At 76.6% G+C, this 25,236-nt stretch carries 25 protein-coding genes; 14 read left to right on the top strand and 11 right to left on the bottom strand.

Annotation, left to right across the window (positions count from 1 at the left end):
- Positions 1-61 precede the first annotated feature (61 nt).
- Entirely contained in the window at positions 62-508 is a 447-nt protein-coding gene (locus BUB17_RS03240; protein WP_072913195.1) for a hypothetical protein, read from the top strand.
- On the opposite strand, the gene BUB17_RS03235 is transcribed toward BUB17_RS03240, so the two are convergent.
- Complete coding sequence (locus tag BUB17_RS03235) at positions 483-1,067, bottom strand: hypothetical protein (RefSeq protein WP_244276863.1); 585 nt, start codon at positions 1,065-1,067, stop codon at positions 483-485. The genes BUB17_RS03240 and BUB17_RS03235 overlap by 26 nt on opposite strands.
- A gap of 65 nt (positions 1,068-1,132) precedes the next feature.
- Between BUB17_RS03235 and BUB17_RS03230 the strand changes: the two genes are divergently transcribed.
- Together BUB17_RS03230 and BUB17_RS03225 are read left to right on the top strand one after the other, a co-directional pair.
- Positions 1,133-2,629: a flavin-containing monooxygenase gene (locus BUB17_RS03230; protein WP_072913192.1), complete on the top strand. Its 1,497-nt coding sequence runs from the start codon at positions 1,133-1,135 to the stop codon at positions 2,627-2,629.
- Positions 2,630-2,808: 179 nt separating this feature from the next.
- The gene (locus BUB17_RS03225; protein WP_072913724.1) at positions 2,809-3,657 is read left to right on the top strand and encodes an SDR family NAD(P)-dependent oxidoreductase; all 849 of its coding nucleotides are present in this window, start codon (positions 2,809-2,811) and stop codon (positions 3,655-3,657) included.
- 22 nt (positions 3,658-3,679) lie between these two features.
- Here the strand turns inward: BUB17_RS03225 and BUB17_RS03220 are convergent, their stop codons facing one another.
- Positions 3,680-4,870 (bottom strand): site-2 protease family protein, encoded by a 1,191-nt coding sequence (locus BUB17_RS03220; protein WP_072913189.1) that lies wholly within the window; start codon positions 4,868-4,870, stop codon positions 3,680-3,682.
- A 220-nt stretch (positions 4,871-5,090) separates the two neighbouring features.
- Between BUB17_RS03220 and BUB17_RS03215 the strand changes: the two genes are divergently transcribed.
- Positions 5,091-5,870: a sporulation protein gene (locus tag BUB17_RS03215; protein WP_072913186.1), complete on the top strand. Its 780-nt coding sequence runs from the start codon at positions 5,091-5,093 to the stop codon at positions 5,868-5,870.
- A gap of 10 nt (positions 5,871-5,880) precedes the next feature.
- Here the strand turns inward: BUB17_RS03215 and BUB17_RS25915 are convergent, their stop codons facing one another.
- The gene (locus tag BUB17_RS25915) at positions 5,881-6,174 is read right to left on the bottom strand and encodes a hypothetical protein (protein ID WP_141242884.1); all 294 of its coding nucleotides are present in this window, start codon (positions 6,172-6,174) and stop codon (positions 5,881-5,883) included.
- 504 nt (positions 6,175-6,678) lie between these two features.
- On the opposite strand from BUB17_RS25915, the gene dhaK reads away from it, so the two are divergent.
- From dhaK to BUB17_RS03190, 4 genes are read left to right on the top strand one after another with little or no spacing between them, the layout of a single operon-like run.
- Entirely contained in the window at positions 6,679-7,680 is a 1,002-nt protein-coding gene (gene dhaK, locus BUB17_RS03205) for a dihydroxyacetone kinase subunit DhaK (protein ID WP_072913180.1), read from the top strand.
- Positions 7,677-8,324, top strand: a complete 648-nt coding sequence (gene dhaL / locus BUB17_RS03200; RefSeq protein ID WP_141242883.1) for a dihydroxyacetone kinase subunit DhaL — start codon at positions 7,677-7,679, stop codon at positions 8,322-8,324. Before dhaK ends, dhaL begins: the two co-directional genes overlap by 4 nt.
- A 3-nt stretch (positions 8,325-8,327) precedes the next feature.
- Positions 8,328-8,738 (top strand): dihydroxyacetone kinase phosphoryl donor subunit DhaM, encoded by a 411-nt coding sequence (gene dhaM, locus BUB17_RS03195; protein ID WP_012948457.1) that lies wholly within the window; start codon positions 8,328-8,330, stop codon positions 8,736-8,738.
- Between the two features lie 36 nt (positions 8,739-8,774).
- Entirely contained in the window at positions 8,775-10,319 is a 1,545-nt protein-coding gene (locus BUB17_RS03190) for an ATP-dependent DNA ligase (RefSeq protein ID WP_072913177.1), read from the top strand.
- Between the two features lie 5 nt (positions 10,320-10,324).
- Here the strand turns inward: BUB17_RS03190 and BUB17_RS03185 are convergent, their stop codons facing one another.
- Together BUB17_RS03185 and BUB17_RS03180 are read right to left on the bottom strand one after the other, a co-directional pair.
- The gene (locus BUB17_RS03185; protein WP_072913174.1) at positions 10,325-11,503 is read right to left on the bottom strand and encodes an FAD-dependent oxidoreductase; all 1,179 of its coding nucleotides are present in this window, start codon (positions 11,501-11,503) and stop codon (positions 10,325-10,327) included.
- Positions 11,504-11,586: 83 nt separating this feature from the next.
- The gene (locus tag BUB17_RS03180) at positions 11,587-11,784 is read right to left on the bottom strand and encodes a hypothetical protein (protein WP_072913170.1); all 198 of its coding nucleotides are present in this window, start codon (positions 11,782-11,784) and stop codon (positions 11,587-11,589) included.
- An 83-nt stretch (positions 11,785-11,867) separates the two neighbouring features.
- Between BUB17_RS03180 and BUB17_RS03175 the strand changes: the two genes are divergently transcribed.
- A complete protein-coding gene (locus tag BUB17_RS03175) occupies positions 11,868-12,497 on the top strand; it encodes a CG0192-related protein (protein WP_072913167.1) in 630 nt (209 codons plus the stop codon).
- 3 nt (positions 12,498-12,500) lie between these two features.
- Here BUB17_RS03175 and BUB17_RS03170 read toward each other — a convergent pair whose 3' ends face one another.
- On the bottom strand, positions 12,501-13,529 hold the full coding sequence (locus BUB17_RS03170; protein ID WP_072913164.1) for an Atu2307/SP_0267 family LLM class monooxygenase: 1,029 nt from the start codon (positions 13,527-13,529) through the stop codon (positions 12,501-12,503).
- A gap of 374 nt (positions 13,530-13,903) precedes the next feature.
- Here BUB17_RS03170 and BUB17_RS27360 point away from each other — a divergent pair, with 374 nt between their 5' ends.
- Positions 13,904-16,624, top strand: a complete 2,721-nt coding sequence (locus BUB17_RS27360) for an MDR family MFS transporter (RefSeq protein WP_208983301.1) — start codon at positions 13,904-13,906, stop codon at positions 16,622-16,624.
- 78 nt (positions 16,625-16,702) lie between these two features.
- Here BUB17_RS27360 and BUB17_RS03155 read toward each other — a convergent pair whose 3' ends face one another.
- Both BUB17_RS03155 and BUB17_RS03150 read right to left on the bottom strand, forming a co-directional pair.
- Entirely contained in the window at positions 16,703-17,266 is a 564-nt protein-coding gene (locus BUB17_RS03155) for a dihydrofolate reductase family protein (RefSeq protein WP_244276861.1), read from the bottom strand.
- A 156-nt stretch (positions 17,267-17,422) separates the two neighbouring features.
- Complete coding sequence (locus BUB17_RS03150; protein ID WP_072913161.1) at positions 17,423-17,818, bottom strand: DUF6221 family protein; 396 nt, start codon at positions 17,816-17,818, stop codon at positions 17,423-17,425.
- A 73-nt stretch (positions 17,819-17,891) separates the two neighbouring features.
- Here BUB17_RS03150 and BUB17_RS03145 point away from each other — a divergent pair, with 73 nt between their 5' ends.
- Together BUB17_RS03145 and BUB17_RS03140 are read left to right on the top strand one after the other, a co-directional pair.
- Complete coding sequence (locus BUB17_RS03145; RefSeq protein ID WP_072913158.1) at positions 17,892-18,590, top strand: ABC transporter ATP-binding protein; 699 nt, start codon at positions 17,892-17,894, stop codon at positions 18,588-18,590.
- Between the two features lie 4 nt (positions 18,591-18,594).
- The gene (locus BUB17_RS03140) at positions 18,595-19,713 is read left to right on the top strand and encodes a DUF6297 family protein (protein ID WP_072913155.1); all 1,119 of its coding nucleotides are present in this window, start codon (positions 18,595-18,597) and stop codon (positions 19,711-19,713) included.
- 9 nt (positions 19,714-19,722) lie between these two features.
- Here BUB17_RS03140 and ggt read toward each other — a convergent pair whose 3' ends face one another.
- From ggt to BUB17_RS03125, 3 genes are all read right to left on the bottom strand, one after another.
- The gene (gene ggt / locus BUB17_RS03135; RefSeq protein WP_072913152.1) at positions 19,723-21,534 is read right to left on the bottom strand and encodes a gamma-glutamyltransferase; all 1,812 of its coding nucleotides are present in this window, start codon (positions 21,532-21,534) and stop codon (positions 19,723-19,725) included.
- Positions 21,535-21,632: 98 nt separating this feature from the next.
- Positions 21,633-22,382: a hypothetical protein gene (locus BUB17_RS03130; RefSeq protein ID WP_072913149.1), complete on the bottom strand. Its 750-nt coding sequence runs from the start codon at positions 22,380-22,382 to the stop codon at positions 21,633-21,635.
- The gene (locus BUB17_RS03125) at positions 22,379-23,278 is read right to left on the bottom strand and encodes an ABC transporter ATP-binding protein (protein WP_072913146.1); all 900 of its coding nucleotides are present in this window, start codon (positions 23,276-23,278) and stop codon (positions 22,379-22,381) included. The genes BUB17_RS03130 and BUB17_RS03125 overlap by 4 nt, the downstream gene beginning before the upstream one ends.
- A 458-nt stretch (positions 23,279-23,736) precedes the next feature.
- On the opposite strand from BUB17_RS03125, the gene BUB17_RS03120 reads away from it, so the two are divergent.
- The gene (locus tag BUB17_RS03120) at positions 23,737-24,561 is read left to right on the top strand and encodes a sensor histidine kinase (RefSeq protein WP_208983300.1); all 825 of its coding nucleotides are present in this window, start codon (positions 23,737-23,739) and stop codon (positions 24,559-24,561) included.
- Positions 24,558-25,205 carry a response regulator transcription factor gene (locus BUB17_RS03115; RefSeq protein ID WP_072913714.1) on the top strand — a complete coding sequence of 216 codons (648 nt, stop codon included), beginning with the start codon at positions 24,558-24,560 and terminating at the stop codon, positions 25,203-25,205. Before BUB17_RS03120 ends, BUB17_RS03115 begins: the two co-directional genes overlap by 4 nt.
- Positions 25,206-25,236: the final 31 nt, after the last annotated feature.

Here is a 25,236-nt window from a genome sequence, read left to right as displayed (position 1 = left end):
GGAGTGTGACGGAACTCCCGTTCGCCGCGAAGGTCACGGCCGCACTCCCTACCGTCGGGACATGGACACGAGCACGATCCACCACCGCCGGCTCGCCTCCGGGATGCTCGCCGGCGCCCTGCTGCTGGTGCCGCTGGCGGCCTGCAGCGAGGACACCACCACCTCCGGGACCGCCACCACGGACACGTCGGCCCCCGCCGGGGACACCGGGACGACGGACACCACCGCGCCGGAGGACACCGCCGCCTCCGACCCCACCGGCGCGGACGCCGGCGTGGACTGCACCGGCACCTCCTGCTCGCTCACCCTCACCGGCGACGGCGCGCAGGCGGACGTCCTCGGGACGCAGGTCTCGCTGGGCACCGTCCAGGACGGCCGGGCGACCGTCCGGGTGGGCGACCGCGAGGTGTCCTGCAGTTCGGGGGAGAGCGTCTCGGCCGGCCCGCTGACCCTCGAGTGCACCACCGTCACGGCGGACGCGATCACCCTGACCGCCTCGCTGGGCTAGTCAGAGGACCCCGCTGCCCCCACCGCCCGCACGCTCGCGGCGGGCGCGTGGCGGGGGGCGGTGGGGTCCTCTTCCAGCCGGGCGACCATCCGCTGGGTGGTGGCGGCGTCGAGGTGGCTGCGGCGGCAGCCGTCGACGTCCCGGCCGGGGCGGCCGACGCCACCCGGACGTCGGGGTGCGCGGCCAGCTCGCCGGCCAGCCGGCCCGCGTTCGGCGCGGTCGCCACCGGCAGCCAGACCCACAGCGCGGCGGCGCCGGCGACGACGGTCAGGCGGTGCGCGGCACCGCTCGCCCGGACGACGGCCTCCGCGGCGGCCTCCAGCTGCTCGGAGGCCGTCCCCGACCCGCTCTCCACGACCACGGCGGTGTGCGGGCCGGCGAGACCGTAGCCGAGCTGTGCCTCGGCGCGGGCCGGGCTGATGGGAGCGCCCTCCAGCAGCAGGGTGACGGCGGCCCACTCGTCCTCCGGGTCGAGCGCCACCTCCGCGCCGCGCCGGAACAGCTCCCGCACGCGCGGGGAGACGTCCGGCCACCGCAGTTCCGCAGCACTCTGCACCACCTGGCGAGCATCGTGGTGCACCGTGCGGTGGCGCGAAGCGCCGGGGACCACGGAGAGTCGGAGGGGTGACCACTCCGCAGTCGCCGGCCGAGCACCTCGACGTCCTCGTCGTCGGGGCCGGGATCTCCGGCATCGGGGCCGGGCGGTACCTGAAGACGGAGCTGCCGGCGAAGAGCTTCGCGATCCTCGAGGCCCGTGAGGCCTCCGGCGGCACCTGGGACCTGTTCCGCTACCCCGGCATCCGGTCGGACTCCGACCTGCACACGTTCGGCTACGAGTTCAAGCCCTGGCGGGACGAGCAGTCGATCGCCGACGCACCGCGGATCCTCGCCTACCTGCGCGAGACGATCACCGAGAACGGCCTGGACGCCTCCATCCGGTACTCCCACCGGGTGCTGGCGGCCTCGTGGTCGACCGCCGACGCCCGCTGGACCGTCGACGTCGAGCGCACCGACACCGGCGAGCGGCTGCAGCTGAGCGCCGGCTGGCTGTTCTGCGCCGGCGGCTACTACCGCTACGACGAGGGCTTCACGCCGGTCTTCGCCGGCCGGGAGCGCTTCCGCGGCCCGATCGTGCACCCGCAGGCCTGGCCCGAGGACCTCGACTACACCGGCAAGCGGGTGCTGGTGATCGGCAGCGGCGCCACCGCGGTCACCCTGGTGCCGGCGATGGCCGGAACCGCCGGGCACGTGACGATGCTGCAGCGCACGCCGTCCTACGTGATGCCCGTGCCGCGCAACGACGCCCTCGCCGACCGGCTGCGCGCGCTGCTCGGCGACGAGCGCGCGTTCGCGCTGACGCGGCGCAAGAACATCGCCCGCGGCATCGGCATCTGGAAGTTCTGCCAGAGGTACCCGAAGGCGGCCCGGAAGCTGATCCGCTGGGTCAACACCAAGCAACTGCCCGCGGGCTATCCGGTCGACGAGCACTTCAACCCCCCGTACGACCCGTGGGCCCAGCGGCTGTGCGCCGTCCCCGACGGTGACCTGTTCCGCGCCATCCGGAACGGGACGGCCGACGTCGTCACCGACCGGATCGAGACCTTCACCGAGGACGGGGTGCGGCTGGCGTCCGGCCGCGAGCTGCAGGCCGACGTCATCGTCACCGCCACCGGGCTCAACGTGCAGGCGATCGGCGGCATGCAGCTGACCGTCGACGGCGAGCCGGTGCACCTGCCCGACACGGTGACCTACAAGGGGATGATGCTGTCCGGCGTCCCCAACTTCGTGCTGGCCATCGGCTACACGAACTCGTCCTGGACGCTGAAGATCGGCCTGCTCTGCGAGCACTTCTGCCGGCTGCTGGCGCACATGGACGCTTCCGGCCAGGACGTCGCCCGGGCCGAGCCCAGCGACCCGGACATGCCGACCCGGCCCTTCCTCGACTTCGCCGCGGGCTACATCCAGCGCGCCGTCGACCAGCTCCCCCGCCAGGGCGACCGGATGCCGTGGCTGACCTCGATGAGCTACTCCACCGACGTCAAGCTGCTGCGCGCCGACAGCGTCACCGACCCCGAGCTGCAGCTGTTCCGCGCGGCCGACCGCGTGGCGCTGGGCGCGTGACGGCCACGGCGGCGGACACCGACCGCTTCGTCGACCTCCCGGCCGGCCCGCGGATCTGCTACCGCATCGACGGGCCGGACGACGGGACGCCGCTGCTGTCACCACCTCGCTCCCGGCGTCGTCGACCGGCTCGTCGCGCTCACCACCGACCTCGTCCAGACCACCGCAGGAGGAACCCGATGAGCAGCGTGCGCGGCAAGGTCGCCGTCGTCACCGGCGCCGGCTCCGGCATCGGCCGGCAGCTGGCCCTCGAGCTGGCGAGGCGTGGCGCCCGGCTGGCGCTGTCCGACGTCGACGAGCTGGGCCTGGGCGAGACCGCCGACCGCGCCGGGGCGCTGGGCGCGCAAGCGCACACCGCCCGGCTCGACGTCAGCGACCGTGCGGCCGTCGAGGCGTACGCGAGCGCGGTGGCGGAGCACTTCGGCGTCGTCCACCAGGTCTACAACAACGCCGGGGTCGCCGGCGCCAGCACCGTGCTCGACAGCAGCTGGGCGGACTACGACCGGGTCCTGTCGATCAACCTGTTCGGCGTGCTCCACGGCACCAAGGCGTTCCTGCCGCACCTGATCGCCTCCGGCGACGGGCACGTCGTCAACGTCTCCAGCCTCAACGGGATCATGGGCCAGGGCCGCATGACGGCCTACTGCACCAGCAAGTTCGGCGTCCGCGGCTTCACCGAGAGCCTGCGCGCGGAGCTGCTGGCCGCCGGGCACCCGGTGCAGGTCAGCGTGGTCCACCCCGGCGGGGTGCGGACCAACATCGCCACCGCCGCGTTCGAGCACGCGAAGGCCCAGGGCCAGGAGGTCACCGCGGCCGACGAGGCCCGCCACCGGGCCTACACCGAGAAGCTGCTGAGGATGCCGCCGGAGCGGGCCGCGCGGATCGTCGTCGACGGGGTGGAGGCAGGTCGGCCGCGCATCCTCGTCGGCAACGACGCCAAGGTCGTCGACCTGCTGGTCCGGCTGGCGCCGCGGCTCTACCCGGTGCTGGCGGCCCGCGCCGAGCGCCGCTTCGCCGGCGGCGCCTGACCGCCTCCGGACGGCGGGGGCGTCAGGGGCGGCCGGTGTCCGGTACGCGGGCGACGTCGGCTCCGCCGCCCGCCGACGGGTACCGGTCGAAGGCGGCCAGGTCGGCCAGCTGGAGGGTCCGGGCGACGTCGCTCGGTGAGACCACGCCGACGACCCGGCTTCCGTCGAGGACGACCGCGCGGCCGTCGCTGCACCCCGCCATCCGCGGCAGCAGCTCGGTCAGCGGCTCACCGGGCCGGGCGACCGGGATCTCCGCCCGCGGGCAGGCGACGTCCCGCAGCCGTGTCGTGGCCCGGGCCGCGGGCGGCACCGAGCGCAGCCGGTTGAGCGTCACCAGGCCGACGAGTGCACCCGAGGGTTCGACGAGCGGATAGGTGCTGAAGCGCTGCACCAGGGCCACCTCGTGCAGGAACCGCTCGACGGTCAGGTCCGGGTCGGCGACCAGCACGGGGCCGCTCATGACCGCGCCGACGGTCAGTCCACCCAGTCGGCCGGACACCTGCGCGTGCTGCTCCTCGGCCGTGGCCGCGTTCACCAGGAACAGCCCGACCAGCACGAGCCACAGCCCGCCGAGACCCCGTCCGGTGACCAGCTGCAGGAAGCCCAGGGCGATCAGGGCGAAGCCGAAGACCCGGCCCGCCCGCGCCGCGGTCACCGCCGAGGACCACGCGTCACCGCGGAGGCGCCAGAGCAGGGCCCGCAGCAACCGCCCGCCGTCGAGCGGAGCGGCCGGCACGAGGTTGAAGACGGCGAGCACCACGTTGATGCCGGCGAGGTAGTCGAGGACCGCCACCGGCAGCCCGTCGGCCCCCGCGAGCCGGACCAGGACGGCGCCGGCGGCGAAGAGGACGCCGAGGACGAGGCTGGTGAGCGGGCCGACGCCTGCGATGCGGAACTCCGCTCCGGGCGTGCGGGCGCCGCCCCGGAGCCGGGCCACCCCGCCCAGCAGCCACAGGGTGATGCCCTCCACCTCGACCCCGTTGCGGCGGGCCACCAGGGCGTGGGCCAGTTCGTGCGCCAGCAGCGAGGCGAGGAAGGCAACCGCGGCCGCCACCCCGGCGGCGGCGTACGCGGCGGCACCGCGGCCGGGCAGCACGAGGGGGAACCGGCCGAACGCCAGTCCCCCGGCGATGATCAGGACGATCACCAGGACGCTGGCGTTCACGCCGACACGGATGCCGGCGATCCGGCCCAGGCTGAAGGTCTCGCTCACGTGCCTCCCCTCGGGACGGCGCTCCGGCGGGCCGCCAGGTCGCACGCGGTCCTCCGAGCGTGCCGGGCACCGCCTCCGTCCACCAGTGCGGTCGTGCCGGTCGGCAGGTCCACGGGACGCAGGTGCCCTGCTCACGGGGCGGTGACACGTGGCCGGACGCCGTGACAGGCTGCGGGGACGATCCCTCGTCCCGACCCCACTCCCTCGACCAGGAGGATCGATGGCTCTCCGCGGCATGATGGCGCGCCTGGGCTCCGGCGGCGCCGGCGTCGAGACCGTGCTGGACCGGCCGGAGACGACCCCGGGCGGGTCGGTGACCGGCACCGTCCACGTCACCGGCGGCACGGTCCCCCAGGACGTCACCGAGGTCCGCGTCGCGCTGCAGGCCACCGTCGAGGTGGAGCGCGGCGACAGCTCCTGGCGCGAAGAGGTCACCTTCGGCACGGTCGCCGTCGCCGGGGCCGCGCGGGTCGAGCCCGGCGCTCGGCACGCCCTGCCGTTCAGCCTGCCGGTGCCGTGGCAGTGCCCGATCACCGCGATCGACGGCTGGCACCTGCGCGGCATGCGCGTCGGCCTGCGCACCCGGCTGGACATCGCGGGCTCGGTCGACCCCGGCGACCTGGACCCGGTGACCGTGCTGCCGCTGCCGGTGCAGCGCACGGTGCTGCAGGCGTTGGACAGCCTGGGCTTCGCCTTCCGCGGCGCCGACGTGGAGAAGGGCCGTGTCCGCGGCGGCGAGCTGCCCTTCTACCAGGAGGTCGAGTTCGCCCCGCCGTACGGGCTGCGCGGCCGGGTCAACGAGCTGGAGGTCACCTTCCTCGCCGACCCGCAGGGGGTGGACGTCGTCCTGGAGGTCGACCGGCGCGGCGGGCTGCTCAGCGAGGGGCGGGACGTCGGCGGCCGGCTGCGGCTGGGCCACACCGACACCGACGTCCGTACCGTGGCCGCGCAGCTGGACGCCGCCGTCCGGCAGCTCGGCGCCCGGCGCGGCTGGTTCTGACCGGCCGCGGTCAGCCGCGGCGGGCGCCCCGCCAGACGGCGGCCACGGGCAGGCCGACCGCGACCGCCGCGGCGAGGAACACGGCCGCCTGCACCGGTCCGGGAGCGCCGGCGGCGGCCACGGCCGCGCCGGCCGCGCCGATCCCGAGGGCGGCGCCGACGAGCAGCAGCGAGAGGACGGCGCGGTCGGTGCCGGCCTCGGGATCGGCGTCGGCCGTCGGCCGTCCCCGGGCGACGAGCCGCGCCCCCTGCCCGGCCAGCGCCGCCGCCAGCGCCAGCAGGACGACGAGCACGATCCAGTCCACGCGGGCCTCCTCCCGGGACGGGGCTCCGGCGGTACCCGCGGGTGGTGCAGCGACGCCCGGACGGGCGGGACGTGACCGGATCGTCACCGGCACCTGCACGTTCGCCGAGGCCGGCGAGGTGACGATCGACGTACCGGTGTCCGCCGAGGGGCAGCCGCCGACGCCGCCGTTCGACTTCCCGGACGACGATCCCGACCAGGACCCGACCGAGGACGACACGCCCTCCCATCGCCGGTCGGCTGACCTCCGCCGTCGGCCGCGGTCGCGCGCGCCGAGGGCCCGGTCGAGCGCATCCGCGCCCGACCGGGCCTTCGGCGGCTCTGCGGTGCTGTCCGGCGGCCTGGCACCCGTCTGGATGACCGACGCGGGACGAGTGCGCTGGTCAGGGACTCCCCATCGTTCCCGAAGGCCAGGGTCCCGGGTCGCTTGTGCCCGTCGGTGCACCCTCCTAGCCTCCTGCCCACGTGACCCCGTCGCCGGGCACGCCGAGGTCAGGAGGCTGCGATGAAGAAGCTCATCAACGACCCCGCGGACGTCGTCCCCGAGGCGTTGCGCGGTCTGGCCGCGGCGCACCCCGAGCTGCGGGTCGACCACGAGGACCGCGTCGTCCTCCGGGCCGACGCGCCGGTGCAGGGCAAGGTCGGCCTGGTCTCCGGCGGCGGCTCGGGGCACGAGCCGATGCACGCCGGCTTCGTCGGGATGGGGATGCTCGACGCGGCCTGCGCCGGGGAGGTGTTCACCTCCCCGGTCCCCGACCAGGTGGTGGCGGCGACCCGCGGCGTCGACGGCGGCGCCGGGGTGCTGCACGTCGTGAAGAACTACACCGGCGACGTGATGAACTTCGAGATGGCCGCGGAGCTGGTGTCCGCCGAGTCCGACACCGAGGTGATCGCGGTCGTCACCGACGACGACGTCGCCGTCCAGGACAGCCTCTACACGGCCGGGCGGCGCGGCGTGGGCGTCACCGTCCTCGTCGAGAAGCTCGCCGGCGCCGCGGCCGAGGAGGGCCGGCCGCTGGCCGAGGTCGCCGACGTCGCGAAGCGGGTCAACGCCACCGGCCGCAGCATGGGGATGGCACTGACCTCCTGCACGGTGCCCGCGGCGGGCCGGCCGACGTTCGACCTGCCGGACGACGAGATGGAGATCGGCATCGGCATCCACGGCGAGCCGGGCCGCCGCCGCGTCCCCGTGGCGCCGGCGCGGGAGATCGCCGAGATGCTCGTCGAGCCGATCCTCGCCGACCTGGACATGACCGGCGGCGATGGCGTGATCGCCTTCGTCAACGGCATGGGCGGTACGCCGCTGCTCGAGCTCTACCTGATGTACGCCGAGGTGGTCGCCGTCCTGGAGAAGGCCGGGGTCGGCATCGCCCGCAACCTGGTCGGGTCGTACATGACCAGCCTGGACATGGCCGGCTGCTCGGTCACCCTGCTGCGGGCGGACGACGAGCTGCTGCGGTTGTGGGACGCCCCGGTGCGCACCCCCTCGCTGCGCTGGGGCGCGTGACCGTGGTCGACGCCGCCGCGCTGACCGCGTGGGTCCGGGAGTTCGCCCGGCTGGTGCACGAGCAGCGCGACACGCTCACCCAGCTCGACTCCGCCATCGGGGACGCCGACCACGGCGCGAACCTCGACCGCGGGATGACCGCCGCCGTCGCCGCCCTGGAGGCCACCCCCCCGGACGACCCCGCCGCCGCCCTCAAGACGGTCGCGACGACGTTGATCAAGACGGTCGGCGGCGCCAGCGGCCCGCTCTACGGCACCTTCTTCCTGCGCGCCGCGGGCGCTCTCGACGTCGGCACCGACCCCACCCACCACGGCCGCGCCCTCGCGGCCGCGCTGCGCGCCGGGTACGACGGCGTCATCGCACGCGGCAAGGCCGAGCGCGGGGACAAGACGATGCTCGACGCGCTCGGCCCGGCGTGCGACGCGTTCGACGAGGCGCTGGCCGCCGGGAAGGCGCTGGACGAGGCACTGGGCGCCGCCGCCGAGGCGGCCGCGCAGGGGCGGGACGCGACCGAGCCGCTGATCGCCCGCAAGGGCCGGGCCAGCTACCTGGGCGAGCGCAGCGCCGGGCACCTCGACCCCGGCGCGGCCTCGGCGGCGCTGCTGGTGGAGGCCGCCGCGACCGCGCTCGCCGGCCGGGGCTGAGCCGTGCCGGTCGGACTGGTGGTCGTGTCGCACAGCCGCGCCCTCGCCGACGCCGCGGTCGAGCTGGCCCGCGGCATGCTGCCCGGCCGGGAGCTCGCCGTCGGGGTGGCGGCCGGGGACGTCGACGGCGGCCTCGGCACCGACGCGACGGCGATCGCCGACGCCATCGCCGCGGTCGACAGCGGGGACGGCGTCGTCGTCCTCATGGACCTGGGCAGCGCCGTGCTCTCCGCCGAGACCGCCCTGGAGCTGGTGGACGACGACGTCCGCGAGCGGGTGGTCCTCTCCCCCGCGCCCCTGGTCGAGGGCCTCGTCGGCGCCGCGGTCACCGCGGCCGCAGGCGCCGACCGCGACCGGGTCGCCGCCGAGGCGCTGCGCGGCCTGGCTCCCAAGCAGGCGCACCTCGGCGGCTGACCGGGCGCTGTCGGCCCCGGCTGCCACCATGACGCCGTGCTGTTCGCCGACGCCGTCGCCGCCTCCGCCGCGGTCGCGGCCACCCGCTCGCGCACGGTCAAGGCCACGGCCATCGCCGAGCTGCTGCGCCGTGCCGGCGGCGAGGAGGTGCAGCCGGTCACCGCGTGGCTGGCCGGCGAGACCCGGCAGGGCCGACTCGGGGTCGGCTGGCGGACCCTGACCCGCCTCACGCACGACCCGGCCGCGTCGCCGCGGCTCACCGTCTCCGACGTCGACCGCGCGCTCACCGAGCTGGCCGGCACGACCGGCACCGGGTCGGCGGCTCGGCGGGAGGCGGTCGTCGGGCAGCTCTTCACCGGCGCCACCGCCGACGAGCAGCGCTTCCTCGTCCGGCTGCTGAGCGGCGAGCTGCGGCAGGGCGCGCTGGAGGGCGTCGTCCTCGACGCGATCGGCACCGCGGCCGGCGTCCCGGCACCGACGGTGCGCCGGGCGTTCATGCTCTCCGGCAGCCTGCCCGCGACGGCGGCCACGGCCCTCGACGGCGGGACGACGGCACTGGAAGCCGTGCACCTGCAGGTCGGCCGCCCGGTCCGGCCGATGCTGGCCAGCCCCGGCTCCTCGCTGGACGCCGCGCTGGCCGACCTCGGCGCCGACGTCACGGTCGAGCGCAAGCTGGACGGCGCCCGCATCCAGGTGCACCGCGACGGCGACGCCGTCCGCGTCTGGACCCGCACCCTGCGCGAGGTGACCGCCGGCGTGCCGGAGCTGGTCGCGCAGGTCCGGTCGCTGCCGTGCCGCACCGCCGTCCTCGACGGGGAGACCCTCGCCCTGGACGACGACGGCCGCCCGCGCGCCTTCCAGGACACGATGAGCCGCTTCGGCAGCCAGCAGCTCGAGGACGGGGCCGACGAGACGGTCCTGCTCAGCCCGTTCTTCTTCGACCTGCTGCACCTCGACGGCCGCGACCTGCTCGACGAGCCGCTGTCGGCCCGCCTCGATGCGCTGGCGGAGCTGCTGGCCGGCGAGGAACACGCGGCGCTGCGGATGCCCGGCGTCCGCCGACCCACGCCCGAGCAGGCCGCCGAGGTGCTCGACGGCGCGCTGGGCGCCGGACACGAGGGCGTGGTGGTCAAGGCGCTCGACGCGCCCTACGCCGCCGGCCGGCGCGGGCGGGCCTGGCAGAAGGTCAAGCCGGTGCACACCCTCGACCTGGTCGTGCTCGGCGCCGAGTGGGGGTACGGGCGGCGCTCCGGCAAGCTGTCCAACATCCACCTGGGCGCCCGCGACCCCGACGGCGGCGAGCCGGTCATGGTCGGCAAGACCTTCAAGGGGATGACCGACGAGCTGCTCGACTGGCAGACGCAGACCTTCCCCGGGCTGGCCCGCGAGCAGCACGAGTGGGGCGTGCTGCTGAGACCGGAGCTGGTCGTCGAGGTCGCCCTGGACGGCGCTCAGCGCAGCCCCCGCTACCCCGGCGGCGTCGCCCTGCGCTTCGCCCGGGTGGTCCGCTACCGGCCGGACCGGTCGCCGGCCGACGCCGATCCGCTCGACGCCGTGTGCGCGCTGCTCGCCGGCGGCTGAACGGGTCAGGCGGGGACGGCGGGGGCGTCCCAGTCGACGGAGTGGGCCCGCACCCAGGCGTTCGGGTCCCGGCGGCGCAGCACGAACGGCATGAGCAGGTCGCGGGCTACCCGGCCGACGGCGGGTGGCGACTTGGCGCTGCTGGTGCGGAAGCCCTGGGCGACGACCCGCTCCGCCCGCTCCCGGCGCAGTTCCTCGAACGCCTCCAGGGCCGCGGGGAGCGGCAGGTCGCGCAGGCAGCGGGCCAGGACGACGGCGTCCTCGACGGCGAGCGAGGACCCCTGGCCGGCCGCGGGCGAGGTCGCGTGCGCGGCGTCCCCGATCAGCACCATGCGCCCGGCGGACCACCGGCGCACGGTCGGGACGTCGTAGGTCGTCCACCCGCGCAGCGGGCCCGGTGTGGCCTCGACCAGGGCCAGGACCGGCGACCGGTCGCCGCGGTGCAGGTCGGACAGCCGGGCCCGCCACTCCGCGTCCGGGATGCCCGCCACCTCGCCGGCCGCCGGCTCGCGGTCCAGCGGCGGGTTGGCGAACCACCAGGTCCCGCCGGACGGCGCCACGAGGTACCCGGCGAACGACCGGCGGCCGAACACCATCGTCAGCCGACCGACCTCGGCGCCGGGCGGGACGTGCTCGGAGTACCCGGCGGTGTTGAGCACCGGGACGAAGCGGGGCGCCGCCGCCCCCGGGTCGACCAGGGCCCGGACGGTCGAGCGGACGCCGTCGGCGCCGATCAGGAGGTCCGCCGGCTCGGAGCTGCCGTCGGCGAAGACCGCCGTCACGTCGGAGGGGGTGCAGCGGACGTCGACCAGGCGGGAGCCGTAGCGGAACCGCAGACCGCGGCGCAGGGCCTCGGCGTGCAGCGCCCGGTAGAGGTCGGAGCGCCGCATCGACAGGCCGGAGCTCCCGCCGGGGCCCGCGGTGGACAGTGCGCCCAGCACCGCGCCGGTCCAGCTGCGGAACTCGATGACCGGCGTCGGGAAGCCCACGCCGGCGACCGCGTGCTCCGCGTCGATCGCCCGGAGCGCGTCGAGCCCGTTGACCTGCAGGCCCAGCCACGCGCCGACGTCGCCCGCGGGACCGGCGTGCGCCTCGTGCACGGTGGCCTCGATGCCGGCCTTCTGCAGGGCCATCGCCACCACGGGGCCGGCGACCCCGCCGCCGACCACGATCGCTCGGGTCATGCCGGCACCTCCCCGTCGTCCGTCCCGCCCTGGCATCTCCCCACAGGCCGGCGCCGGACGCCACCCCTGCCCGCCGGGCGGAGCTACCGGGCGGACGGGACACCGGCCCGCGCCGGCCAGCTCACGCACCCCGCGACCGCGCCGAGAACGGCGACGGCGCACAGCAGCCCCACGCAGGCGCCCCACCCGACGGCCTCGAACGACGAGTGGGTGGTGCGCAGCGCGGACAGGCCGAGCAGGAACACCGCGGCCAGGCTGCCGACCGCCGTCCCCCGCGCCACGGCCCCACCGCACCACACCGGGCCGGGCCGCGAGGGCCGGGTCCGGTCGGGTGGGACGGGCCCGACTCGCCTAGCGTCGACGCATGGCGATCATCTACCGGGCCACGCTGCGACCGTCGAAACTCGAGCTGGTGGCCGGCTGGGTCCCCGGCCGCGCGTGGGGTGCCGCGGCCGCGGGCACCGACCTCGAGCAGGTCGCCGCCTACCGCTTCGACGACCCGGCCGGGGAGGTCGGCGCCGAGACGTTCGTGCTGCGCGCCGGCGACACCCTGCTGCACGTGCCCCTGACCTACCGCGGCGCGCCCGTCCCGGGGCAGGAGGAGCACCTCGTGGGGACGACGGAGCACTCCGTGCTCGGCCGGCGCTGGTGCTACGACGCCTGCGCCGACCCGGTGTACGTCGCCGCGCTGGCGGCCGCGGTGCTCAGCGGCGCACCCCAGGCCGAGGAGCTCGTCGTGGTCGGCGATCGGCACGAGCGCCGCGACCCCACCGCGCACGTCACCGGCAGCGGATCAGCGGCCGGCGTCGGGCCCCTCGGCCCGCCCACCGCCACCGACACCGCCGACGCGACCACGGTCCGCGCCGGGGACCTGGAGCTCGTGGTCCGCCGCGTCCTGACGCCGGGCGCTCCGGCGGACGGCGACGCCACGCTCACCGGCACCTGGGCCGGCCAGGGCGACCCGGTCCTGCTCGCGACCGGGCGCCGGATGTGACCGTCAGGCCCCGGCGACCCGCGGGGCGACCTCCGTGCCCAGCAGCTCGATGCCACGCAGCAGGTCGGCGTGCGCCAGCCGGGGGTTGGTCATCTGGATCGCGACGCGGTCGACCCCACCCAGCTGCTCCGACACCCGCACGAGCTTGTCGGCCACGGTGTCCGGGTCACCCATGAAGAAGGCGCCGTTCGGGCCGCTGGTCGCGTCGAACTGAGCCCGCGTCGGCTGGGCGAAGCCGCGCTCACGGGAGACCTTGGTGAACATCTCGTGCCAGCCGGGGTAGATGGTGTCGGCGGCCGCCTGGGTGCTCTCGGCGACGTAGCCGAAGACGTGCAGCCCCACCTGCAGCCGCTCGGCCGCGTGGCCGGCCTGCGCCCCGGCCCGGCGGTACAGGTCCACGAGCGGCGCGAACTGCCGCGGCTCTCCGCCGATGACAGCCACCATCAGCGGCAGGCCGAGCAGCCCGGCGCGGACGAAGGACTCCGGCGTCCCGCCGACCCCGACCCAGATCGGCAGCGGGTCCTGCAGCGGCCTCGGGTAGACGCCCTGCCCGGTGAGCGCGGGACGGTGCCGCCCCGACCAGGTCACCTCCTCGGACTCGCGCAGCCGCAGCAGCAGGTCGAGCTTCTCCTCGAACAGCTCGTCGTAGTCGGCCAGCGACAGGCCGAACAGCGGGAACGCCTCGATGAACGAGCCCCGGCCCACCACCAGGTCGACGCGGCCCCGTGAGATGAGGTCCAGCGTGGCGAACTGCTGGAAGACGCGGACCGGGTCTGCGGCGCTGAGCACGGCGACCGCGCTGCCCAGCCGGATCCGCGAGGTGCGTGCGGCCGCGGCGCCCAGGATCACCGGCGGGGCCGAGTCGTAGTACTCCGGGCGGTGGTGCTCACCGATCCCGAAGGAGTACAGCCCCACCTCGTCGGCGAGCGCGATCTCCTCGAGCAGGTGCGCCATCCGCTCCTCCGGACCGACCAGGCGCTCGGTCGAGGGGTCGGTCACCGCTGCGACGAAGCTGTCGACGCCGACGTGCACGGCGGTCCTCCTCGGGGTGTGGGGCCGCCACCCGGCGACGGTCCAGTGTTCAACCAGTCAACCAGGTCCCGGCGGCGGCCCTCACCCGCCGGCGCGGGTACCGCCCCCTTGCACGGACGGCGCGCCGGGAGGTGGGTTGCGCTCTCCCCCCGCCGCTCCCCATGCTGGCGCGGTCCGGCACGACCCGCCCCCGACCAGCGTCCCGACCAGCACGCCGCACGCGCGCGACGGGGAGTGCGGGAGCCGGACGCCTGGCGGGGCCGGACGCGGCCCGGGCCCGCCTCCCCGGGACGGCGTCGTCCTCGACCGACCGGTCGCTGCCCGGCGACCTGAGCGCGTCCGTGCCCCCCGCCCCACGTCCCGGGAGTGATCGCATGACCCCGAGCCGCCCCGCCGGAACCGAGGCCGTGGAGGACGCCGCCGCGGACGGCGCCTTCTCCCACCGGCAGGTGCTGACCGTCCTGGCCGGGTTGATGGCCGCCATGTTCCTGGCCGCGCTCGACCAGACGATCGTGGCGACCGCCATCCGCACCATCGCCGACGACCTCGACGGCTTCTCGCTGCAGGCCTGGGCGACGACGGCCTTCCTGATCACCTCGACGATCTCGACCCCGCTCTACGGCAAGCTCTCCGACCTCTACGGGCGGCGGCCGCTCTACCTGTTCGCGATCTCGGTGTTCATCGGCGGCTCGGTGTGCTGCGGCGTCGCCGACTCGATGTACCAGCTGGCGGCCGCCCGGGCGGTACAGGGCGTGGGCGCCGGCGGGCTGATGTCGCTGGCCCTGGCGATCATCGGCGACATGGTCCCGCCCCGGGAGCGCTCGCGCTACCAGGGCTACACGATGGCCGTCTGGGGCAGCTCGAGCGTGCTGGGCCCGGTCCTCGGCGGCCTCCTCGCCGGCCAGGAGTCCCTGTTCGGCGTCGACGGGTGGCGCTGGATCTTCCTCGTCAACGTCCCGCTGGGCGCGCTGGCGTTCGCCGTCGTCTTCCGCGTCCTGCACCTGCCCCACGAGCGGCGCGACCACCGCATCGACTGGCCGGGCGCGCTGGCGCTGATCACCTGCGCCGTACCGCTGCTCGTCGTCGCCGAGCAGGGCCGCGGATGGGGCTGGACCTCGCCGGCGGCGCTGGTCTGCTACGCGCTCGGCGCCGCCGGCCTGGGCGCGTTCGTGCTCGCCGAACGGGCCTACGGAGACGACGCGCTGCTCCCGCTGCGGCTGTTCGGCAACCGCAGCTTCACCGTCACCGCCCTGGGCAGCGTCGTGCTGGGCGCGGGGATGCTGGGCGGCCTGCTGCTGATCCCGCAGTACCTGCAGATCGTGCACGGCTCGAGCGCCACGGTCGCCGGCCTGCAGATGCTCCCCCTGGTCGCCGGGATCATGGCCGGGGCGGGGAGCTCGGGCGTCGCGATCTCCAAGACGGGCCGCTACCGGCAGTTCCCGCTGCTCGGGGTGGGACTGATGGCCACGGCGCTGTTCGGCCTCTCCACGGTCGCCGGCGCCGACACGCCCTACGGGTTGCTGGTGCCGTTCCTGGCGCTGTTCGGCGTGGGCGTCGGCTTCACCTTCCAGCCGGTCGTCGTGGCGGTGCAGAGTGCCGTGCGCCCCTGGGAGATCGGGGTGGCCACCTCCTCGGTGGCCTTCTTCCGCCAGGCAGGCGCCACCGTCGGCACTGCGGCGTTCCTCTCCCTGTTGTTCGCCCGGCTGCCCGGCGAGGTCGACCGCGCGGTGCAGGACGCCGTCCGTGCCGACCCCGGGCTGGCGCCCCGGCTCCAGCCGCTCGAGGGGGTCGGCTCCGACCTCTCCGACAGCTCCTTCGTCCAGCAGCTCCCCGACGCGGTCGCCCAGCCCTTCCGGGTCGGCTTCGCCGGGTCCGTGGAACTGGTGCTGCTCGTCGTCGCCGGCGTGGTGGCCGTGGGCGCCGCCGTCTTCCTGTTCCTGCCGCAGCTGACGCTGTCCACGGAGTCCGGCATCCAGGCCCGCCGGAGCGCGGCCCGGGCTGCCGGCTCACTGCCCACGGCGGCCCCCGCCGCTGCCATCCCCGCCCGCGAGGGCACCCGGGGCCGGCCGCGCGTCGTCCCCGGCCTCGCGGCGCGCCGGCGGGTGGCCTCCGCGGCGACGGTCGCGCCCCGGCGGTGGCCCGGCCGGGAACGACTCCTGGCCGGCGCGGCCGCGCTCGGGCTCGTGCTGGGGCTCGGCGGGGTGGCGCTGGGCGCCCGCCCCACGGCCACCGCGGAGGGTCCGCAGGGCTCCGGGCCCCCGGACGCGGCGCTGCCGGCCGCCCCCCTCCCCGGATCGGTCCCCGGGGGGGACTTGGCGGCTCCGGACGACGGGACGCTGGAGGCGCGGTCACCGCAGACGAGGTCGCAGCGCCCCGCCACCGCGCCGGGCACCCCCACGACCACGACCGCGCCCCCGACCCCTGGCGGTGCCGTCGGGACTCCCGACCCGGTCGGTCCCGGCACGAGCGCCACCACGACCGGCGGTGGGACCCCGAGCGCGGATCCGGCGAGCTCCGGCAGCACGAGCTCCGGGACCGCGGACGGCGGGACGACGGGCTCCGGCACGACGAGCTCCGGGACGTCCGCGGGGACCCCGTCCGGCGCGGCTTCCGCGTCCCCACCGACGCCCAGCTCCACGCCGATGCCCAGCTCCACGCCGATGCCCAGCCCCACTGCGACGCCCAGCCCCACAACGACCGAGGAGCCGGCCGAGACCACGACGCCCCCCGCAACGGCGTCGTCGACTGCCGCTCCCGAGCCCACCGAGCCCACCGAACCGACCGAGACCACCGAGCCGACCGAGACCACGACGCCGACCGAGCCCACCGAGCCCACTGAGCCCACCGAACCGACCGAGATCACCGAACCGACCGAGACCACGACGCCGACCGAGCCCACGGAGCCGACCGAGCCCACCGAGCCCACCGAGCCCACCGAGCCGACCGAGCCCACGACGCCGACCGAGATCACCGAACCGACCGAGATCACCGAACCGACCGAGACCACCGAGCCGACCGAGACCACCGAGCCGACCGAGACGCCGGATCCGACCGAGACGGAGACACCCACCGAGACCGCTACGGCCACGCCCTGACCGGCCGCCGGCGGAGTGGGCCCGCGGAACGGCAGGGGTCAGCGGCGGGCAGCCCGGGTCGCCGCCCCCCGTCCGGACTCAGGCAGCGGCGTAGCGCGCGTACGTGATGCCGCTGCGGAAGCCCCGGCACTCGACCAGCCGCAGCCGGGCCGCCGCGGCGCCGTCGGGGAACAGCCGCCGGCCGCGGCCCTGGACGACGGGGTAGGTGAACAACCGGTACTCGTCGACCAGCCCGGCGCCGATCAGCGCGTGGCAGAGGGTGATGCTGCCGGTGACGACGATGTCCGCGCCCGGCTGCTCCTTGAGCGCGCGCACCTCCTCGAGCGGGTCGCCGGTCAGGACCGTGGTCTTCTCCCACCCGGGGTCGGTCAGCGTCGAGGACACGACGTACTTCTGCACCTCGTTCAGGTACTTCGTGACGCCGGTGGCGTCGTCGGTCTGCAGCGGCCAGTAGCTGCGGAAGTCCTCGAAGGTCTGCCGCCCCAGCAGGAGCGCGTCGGCCCGGCTGTCCTGGCGGTGCAGCTCCTCCATCAGGTCGGAGTTGTCCTCCCCCGCCTGTCCCTGCGGGTCGAACCAGTCGTCGAGCATCTCCACCGCGCCGTCGACGGTCGTGTTCTCGGTGATCGCGAGCGTGCGCACCATGCCTCCCGGGGCTCGGTTCCGTTGCTGGTACCGACCCCGCCGGAGCCCGGTACTCATCGCCGGGCTCCCGCGGTGGTTGCGCGCGGGCGGACGCATCCGCACCCGCCGCTGCCTCCGCAGGCGCGCAACGGCGGCGGCCGGGAGAGGGTCACCCGGTCAGGGCCGCCAGGCCGGCCGGTAGTCCGGGTGCGCGGCGTGGGGCAGCGCGAGCAGCGCCAGGGTGAGCGCGGCCAGCTGGTGCTGGTCGGTGGGCGGCAGCGGGAAGTCCAGGCCCGCCGGACGGGCGCCCAGCAGCCGCAGGTCGGGCCGGGCGTCCCGGCAGGCCAGCACGAGCCGCCGCTTCGCCGCGCACTCGGCGAGCACCCGCGCCGGGTCGTGGTGCGCGACGTGGTCGGCGGCGCCCTGCGGCGCGGTCACGTCGCCGTCCCACTCCTCCCACCCGGTCGCCTGGGCGGCCTCGGCCGCCAGCCGCTGGTCCTCGGCGATGCGAGCCAGCAGGAAACCGTCGAGGTCGGGTTCCAGATCGGGTTCGAGGCCGGGCTGGGGGTTCATGCCGGCATCCTGCGCCGCCGGCGGGCGCGCCGGTACGGACCGCGACCCGGCGCGGTCCTAGGGTGGACCGGCCATGCGGAACGCACCCGGATCGCTCGACCTGCTCGTCGCCGAAGAACTCTCCGTGGGGCACGGCAGCGCCCCCGTGTGCGCACCGGTGGACCTCCGCCTCGGCGCGGGGCGGGCGCTCGCCGTCGTCGGCCCGAACGGCTCGGGCAAGTCCACGCTGCTGCGCACGCTCGTCGGGCTGCTGGAGCCGCTCGCCGGCAGCGTCGTCCTCGACGGCGCCCCGGTCGACGAGCGGGCCGCCGCCTTCCGCCGCGACGTCGCCGCCGTCCTGGACGACGACGCCTTCTTCGTCTCGCTCACCGGCCGCGAGCACCTGCTGCTGACCGCGCGCGGGCACGGGGTGGCCGCGGCCGAGGACGTGGTGGACGCCGAGGTCGAGGCCTTCGGGCTGGGGAACCGGGCCGACGCGCTGCCCTCCGCGCTCTCCTCCGGCCAGCGGCGGCGGCTGGCGCTCGCCGCCGCGTTCGTCCGGCCCGCCCGGCTGCTGGTGCTCGACGAGCCCGAGCGCCGGCTCGACGCCGGCATGCGGGCCCGGCTGGCGGCCCGCCTGGTGTCGCTGCGGAACGCCGGCACCGCCGTGCTGCTCGCCAGCCACGACGCCGACGTGGTCGCGACGGTCGCCGACGAGGTCCTCGTGGTGGACGACGACGCCTGCCGGCTGCTGGACCCGGTCGAGGCCGCGGGCCGGATCGCGGAGCTCTGAGCCGGTGACCACGAGCACCACGGTCGCCCCGCTGGACGGTGCGGCGGTGCGCCGCTGGACGCGCACCGCGACCGCGGCCCGGGCGCGGACCACGCTGGGCGAGCGGCTCTCCGACGCCTGGGGCGGGCTCGTCTCGGCCGGGATCGGCGTGGCGGTCGCCGGCGGCAGCCTCGCGTCGCTGCGCGAGCGGATCGCGCTGGCCGGCGCGCCGATCACCGGGACGACGCTGCCCGCCTCCCTCACCTCCGCCGCGCTGGCGTTGCTGGCGCTGGCCGGCGTGGTCGTCGTCCTGGCCCGGCTGGGGCCGGTGAGCGCCACACCGGCGGCCGCGGCGTGGTGGCTGCCGCTGCCCGCCGACCGCCGGGGCCTGCTCCGCGGCGAGCTGGTGCGGCTGACCGCAGCCGGGGTCGCCGTCGCGGTGCTGCTGGCGCTGCCGCTGGTGTTCGGCGCCGCCGCCGCGCCGACCGCGGCCTCGGTGCTGCGCGGGCTCGGCGGGGCGGTCGTGCTGGCCGTCGCCGCAGTGGGCGGGACGGCGCTGCTGCAGACCCGGCGCCGCGGCCGGGGCGTGGCCGGGCTCGCCGGTGCGGTCGCGGGCGCGGCGGCCGTCGTCCCCGCGGTCGTCGGCACGGTGGCCGCCGGGGGCGGCGCGCCGGTCGACGTCCCGGCCGCCGGGACCCCGCCGGGCTGGGCCGTCGCGGTCGCAGCGGTCGCCGCCGCGGCCCTGCTCGTGCAGGCCGACCGGGGCCTGGGCCGGCTGGACGCCGCCCGCCTGCTCGCCGGCGGGGCGGCGGCCCGCTACGCCGGCGGCTCGCTGCTCTCGATGGACACCCGGCAGCTGGGCCGCGCGCTGGCCGGCCGGGACCGGCCGCCCCGCCGCAGCCGCCGCTTCCGCCCGGTGCGCCGCCCCTGGCAGGCGGTGGTGGCCACCGACCTCGCCGTCCTCGCACGCGGCCGGTGGCAGCTCGGCCAGCTCGCCGTCGCCGCCGCCGTCCCGGTGGTCGTCGCCCGCACCGCAGGGCTGGGCGCGCTGCCGCCGGCAGTCTGGGCCGGCTGCCTGCTCGGCTGGGGGCTGGCCGCGGCGGTGCTGGCGCAGCTCGGCCGGCGACGCTCGCCGGGCGGCTGACCCGCGGGATCAGCCGTCGCCGGGGTGCACCACCCCGGCGCTGCCGCCACCGCGCCGCACCGTCTCGGCCGCGGCCAGCAGCCGGCCGTCGGGCAGGAACTCCACGCCGGTGGCGGCCCCGATCTCGTCGATCGGCGCGAAGGCGTGCCCGCGGGCGGTCAGCTCGGTGCCGTACGCGTCGAGGAAGGCCGGCTCGGCGTCGGCCGTCGCGCTGTTGCGCTGGCTGGCCCGCGGAGCCGCGACCGCGTCGGCCAGGTCGGCGCCGCGGTCCAGCCGGTTCACCAGCGTCTGCAGCACGGTGGTGATGATCGTGGCCCCGCCGGGCGAGCCGAGGGCCAGCAGCGGTTCGCCGTCCTGCAGCACGATCGTCGGCGCCATGCTGCTGCGCGGCCGCTTGCCAGGAGCGGGCAGGTTCGGCTCGGGACGGGTCGGGTCGGCGGGCGCGAAGGTGAAGTCGGTCAGCTCGTTGTTCAGCAGGAACCCGCGGTCGGGCACGGTGATCCCGCTGCCACCGGTCTGCTCGATGGTCAGGGTGTAGGCGGCCACGTTCCCCTCGGCGTCGGCCACGGTGAGGTGCGTGGTGGACGGCCCCTCCGCGCCGCCGTCGCCGGGGGGTGCGGCCGGGGCCGGGCACGGGCCGTACCCGCCGTCCGGAACGCCCGCCGGCACCGGCTTGGGCGCCGCCCGGTCCGGGTCGACCAGGCAGGCCCGCTCGGCGGCGAAGGCGTCGGAGAGCAGCTCGGCCAGCGGCACCTGGGTGTAGGCGGGGTCGCCGACGTAGGCGTTGCGGTCGGCGAAGGCCAGCGCGCTCGCCTCCAGGTAGGCGTGCAGGACGTCGACCTCCGGCAGCGCGGCCAGGTCGGCGCCCTCCAGGACGTTCAGCGCCTCGCCGACGGTCGAGCCACCGCTGGACGGCGGCGCCATGCCGTAGACCTCCATACCCCGGAAGTCGACGCGCGTCGGCTCGCGCAGCGGCGCCCCGTACGCGGCGAGGTCGGACTCCTCGAGCAGGCCCGCCCGCACCGGCTCGGCGCCGTCCGCCAGCGGGGGCTCCTGGGCGGTGCGCACGACCTCCTCGCCCAGCTCCCCGCTGTAGAGGGCCTCGACCCCCTTCGCGGCCAGCAGCTCGTAGGTGCCCGCCAGGTCGGGGTTGCGGAAGACCGAGCCCACCTCGGGCAGCGCGCCGCCGGGGAGGAACAGCTCGGTGGACGGCGCGAAGCGGCGGAACCGCTCCTCGTTCTCGGCGGTCTGCTGGCGGAACGTCTCGTCGACGACGAAGCCCTCCTCGGCCAGCTCGGTGGCGCCCTGCAGCGTCTCGGCCAGCGAGAGCGTGCCGAACTCGTCGAGCGCCCGTTGCCACGTCAGCGGGGTCCCCGGCGTGCCGACCGACAGCCCGCTCGTCACCGCCTCCTCGAAGGGCAGCGGCTCGCCGTCCTCCCCGAGGAAGGCGCCGGCCCCCATCGCCTGCGGCGCGGTCTCCCGGCCGTCGATCGTGCTCACCTCCCCGGTCGCGGCGTCGTGGTACACGAAGAAGCCGCCGCCTCCGACGCCCGCCGAGTAGGGCTCGGTCACGCCCAGCGCGGCGGCCGCGGCGACCGCCGCGTCGGCGGCGTTGCCGCCCGCGGCCAGGACCTCCAGGCCGACCCGGGTGGCGTCCGGGTCGACCGTGGCGACCGCGCCGCCGGTCCCGACCGCGCGGGGCACCTTCTCCGGCGGCGGGACGGCGGCGTCCCCGGGCGCGGCGGCCGCGGTGCCGGCCGGGGCGACCCCGGCCAGGACGGCGGCGGTCAGGGCGGTCAGGACGGTGCGTCGACGCGGCACGGGGACTCCTCGGGCGTCGGGACGGTCGCGGGCCAGGAGCCCAGCCTGCTCCTGGCCCGGCCGGCCCGCCCCTCGGGCACCGGCCGGTCGGCCACGGCTCACGCATCCCGCCGGCGCAGCACCCACCACGCGAGGAGCACTCCGGCGAGCGCCCACAGGGCGAGGACGGCCAGTCCGGTCCCCGGACCGAACTGGTCGACGGGGCGGGTGTGCAGCCGGACGGCGACCTGCCCGGCCCGGTCGGGCAGGAAGACGGCGACCTCGCGGAGCCCGGGGATCAGCTCGAGGACCGGGGTGACGAGGAAGAAGAACGGGACGAGCAGCCCCAGCGCGGCGACCTGGTCCCGCAGCAGCACCCCGACGCCCATGCAGAACACCGCGAGCAGGGCGGGGTACAGCGCCGCGGCCAGGGTGGCGCGCAGCACCCCCGGATCGCCGAGCCCGACCGCCGCGGGCCCCAGGAGCGCCTGCGTGCCGAGGAGGGTGAGCAGCGCCGTCGGAGCGGCGACGGCGAGCACGAGCGCGGTCCCGACGACGACCTTCGCCGCCAGGAAGCGGCCCCGCCGCGGCACGGCCACCAGCGACGGGTGGACGGTCTGCCGGCTGTACTCCCCCGCGGTCAGCAGGACGGCGAAGACGATGACCGCCACGTGGCCGAAGTTGAGCCCGTAGAAGGCGAGCAGGGCGGCGTCGTAGCCGGGCGACGCGGCCTCACCGGCCCCGATCCCCGCCGTCACGCCCAGGCTCACCCCGATGACGACGACCGCGTAGGCCAGCAGCGCCATCAGCAGCGCGCGCACCGTCCGGGCCTTCGTCCACTCCGCGTGCACCGCGGCCAGCAACGTCACCGGGAGCTCCCCGCGGCCGGGCTGGTCAGACGCAGGAACGCCTCCTCCAGCGGGTCCTCCTCGGGGGTCAGCTCCAGCAACGGGATGCCGTGCCGGGCCGCGAGCCTCCCGATCCGGTCCTCCCCCGCACCGGAGACGTGCAGCGCGCCGTCCGGCTGCCGGCTCGTCGGGATGCCCTCGGCGTCCAGGAGGTCCAGCAGCGCCTGCGGCCGGGGCGTGCGCACGCGCAGCGCCTGCGGTCCGTGCGCGGTGACGAACGACGTCAGCGGGGTGTCGGCCAGCAACCGCCCGCGCCCGATGACCAGCAGGTGGTCCGCCGTCCGCGCGACCTCGCCCATCAGGTGGCTCGAGACCAGGACGGTGCGCCCCTCGCGGGCCAGCGACCGCAGGACCGTCCGCAGCCACCGGATCCCCTCGGGGTCCAGGCCGTTGGCCGGCTCGTCCAGCAGCAGCACCGCGGGGTCCCCGAGCAGCGCGACCGCGATGCCGAGCCGTTGCCGCATGCCGAGGGAGAACCCGCCGACCCGCCGCCGGGCCGCGCCGGACAGCTCGACCGTGTCCAGGACCTCGTCGACGCGCCGGGCGCCGATCCGGTTGCTGTGCGCCAGCCAGAGCAGGTGGTCGCGGGCCGTGCGGCCAGGGTGTGCCGCACCGCTGTCGAGCAGCGCACCCACCGTGCGCATCGGTTCGGCCAGCTCCTCGTACGCGCGGCCGGCGATCCGCGCCGTCCCGGCAGTGGGCCGGTCCAGACCCACCAGCATCCGCATGGTCGTCGACTTGCCGGCGCCGTTGCGCCCGAGGAAGGCCGTCACCCTCCCGGGCGCGACCTCGAAGGTCAGGCCGTCGACGGCGGTCCGCGTGCCGTGCCGCTTGGTGAGCCCGCGAGCCTCGATCACCCGGCACCTCCTGGGTTCGTCATGCCCCGACCCTCGATGCCGCGGGCGGGCGCGCGCCTCCCGCCGCGGTCCCGCGTGTCTCCCTCTCCAGCGGGAGGTCGCGCCGCGCGCCGGACGGCAGGATCGGGCCGTGCGCAGGCTGCTGGGACCGCTGACGGCCAGGACGACGTGGACCCGCGCGCTGCACCTGGCCATCGCCGCCTGGTTCGCGACCGCCTGCGCCCTCGTGTGGCCGGGCCTGTCCGACACCTCGCTGCGCACCCTCGTGGGGCAGTACCTCGCACCGCTGCCGGTGCTGGCGCTGCTCGCCTGCGTGCCGGTCGTCCGCCGCAGCGAGGGGGTCCAGGTGCGCGCGCTGGTCCTGCCGCGGGACGACGGCATCAGCGTCGAGCCGGCGACGAGCTGGGCCGACCGCGTCCGGGTGCTGCTCTGGCTCTGCCTGCGCGTGGAGCTGGGGGGTGTTCGCCGCCCAGCTCACGGCCGCCGTCGTGGCCGTGGTGTGGCGATCGGTGCAGCGCGGGGACCTGCTCGGCTGGACGGCGGTGCCCGCGGCTGTGCTCGCCCTGCCGGCGGCCGTGGTGCTGCTCGGGTCGGCGCTGGCCGCCGCCGCCCGGTCCCTGCTCAGCCCGTCGGCCGCCGAGCGCCTCGCTGTGGCCGAGGCCCGCACCGACCGGCTGCTGGCCCGCACCCGGCTCGCGGCGGAGCTGCACGACTCCATCGGCCACGCGCTCACCGTCACCGTGCTGCAGGCCGGGGCCGCCCGGCAGGTCGCCGACCGGGACCCCGCCTTCGTCGACGGCGCCCTCGCGGCCATCGAGGACAGCGCGCGCCGGGCCTCCGCCGAGCTCGACCGGGTGCTGGCCCTCCTCCGGGAGCCGTCGTCCGGGCCGGCGGGCAGCCCCACGCTGGACGACGTCGCCGCCCTCGTGCGCTCGGTCGAGGCCGCGGGCGCCGCCGTCGACCTGCGGGTCACCGGCGCCGTGGCGGGGCTCCCGCCGGTGGTGTCCCGCGAGGCCTATCGGATCGTCCAGGAGTCGGTGACCAACGCGCTGCGGCACGCGGGTCCGGTGCCGGTCGCCGTGGCGGTCACCGCCGATCCCGGCCGGCTCGTGCTGGTCGTCGAGAACCCCGTTTCCGTCGGCCTGCCCGCCCCGGGCGGCTCCGGCAGCGGCGTCCGGGGGCTGCGGGAGCGGGCCGCGCTGCTCGGCGGCACCGCGTCCGCCGGCGTCGTGGACGGCCGGTGGCGGGTCACCGTGAGGCTCCCCCTGGCGGCGGCCGGGTGACCGTCTCGGTGCTGCTGGTCGACGACGAGGACCTCGTCCGGGGCGGCCTGAAGGCGATCCTCGAGACCGCGGACGGCATCACCGTGGTCGGCGAGGCCGCCGACGGCGCGGTCGTCGTCCCGCTGGTGCGCTCGCTGCGGCCCGATGTCGTCCTCATGGACATCCGCATGCCGCTGGTCGACGGGATCACGGCGACCCGCGACCTGCGCTCCCGGCTCGACCAGCCACCCAAGGTGCTCGTCGTGACGACCTTCGGCGACGACGAGAACGTCTGCGCCGCCCTGCACGCGGGGGCCGACGGCTTCCTGCCCAAGCGCGCCCGCCCCGACGAGATCGTGGCCGCCGTCCGGGTCGTGGCGCGCGGGGACAGCCTGCTGTTCCCTGCGGCGATCCGGGCGCTCGCCGCCGCCCACGGGCCTCGCGGTGGGCCCCGGCGGGAGGCGCCGGAGCTGACGCCCCGGGAGGCCGAGATCCTGCACCTGGTCGCCCGCGGCCTGAACAACGCCGAGATCGCCGCCGAGCTGTACCTGGGGCTGCAGACGGTGAAGACCCACGTCAGCAGCCTGCTGCGGAAGCTCGGTGCGCGGGACCGCACCCAGGCCGTGATCGCCGCCTACGAGACCGGGCTGGTGCCGCTGTCCTGAGGCCGGGAGCTGGACCGATCCGGTGCGGCGG

This window comes from Geodermatophilus obscurus, assembly GCF_900143215.1.
In the GTDB taxonomy this organism is placed as follows: domain Bacteria; phylum Actinomycetota; class Actinomycetes; order Mycobacteriales; family Geodermatophilaceae; genus Geodermatophilus; species Geodermatophilus obscurus_A.
The sequence above is the reverse complement of the archived record's forward strand: the minus strand, read 5'-3'. Positions and strand labels throughout refer to the sequence as shown.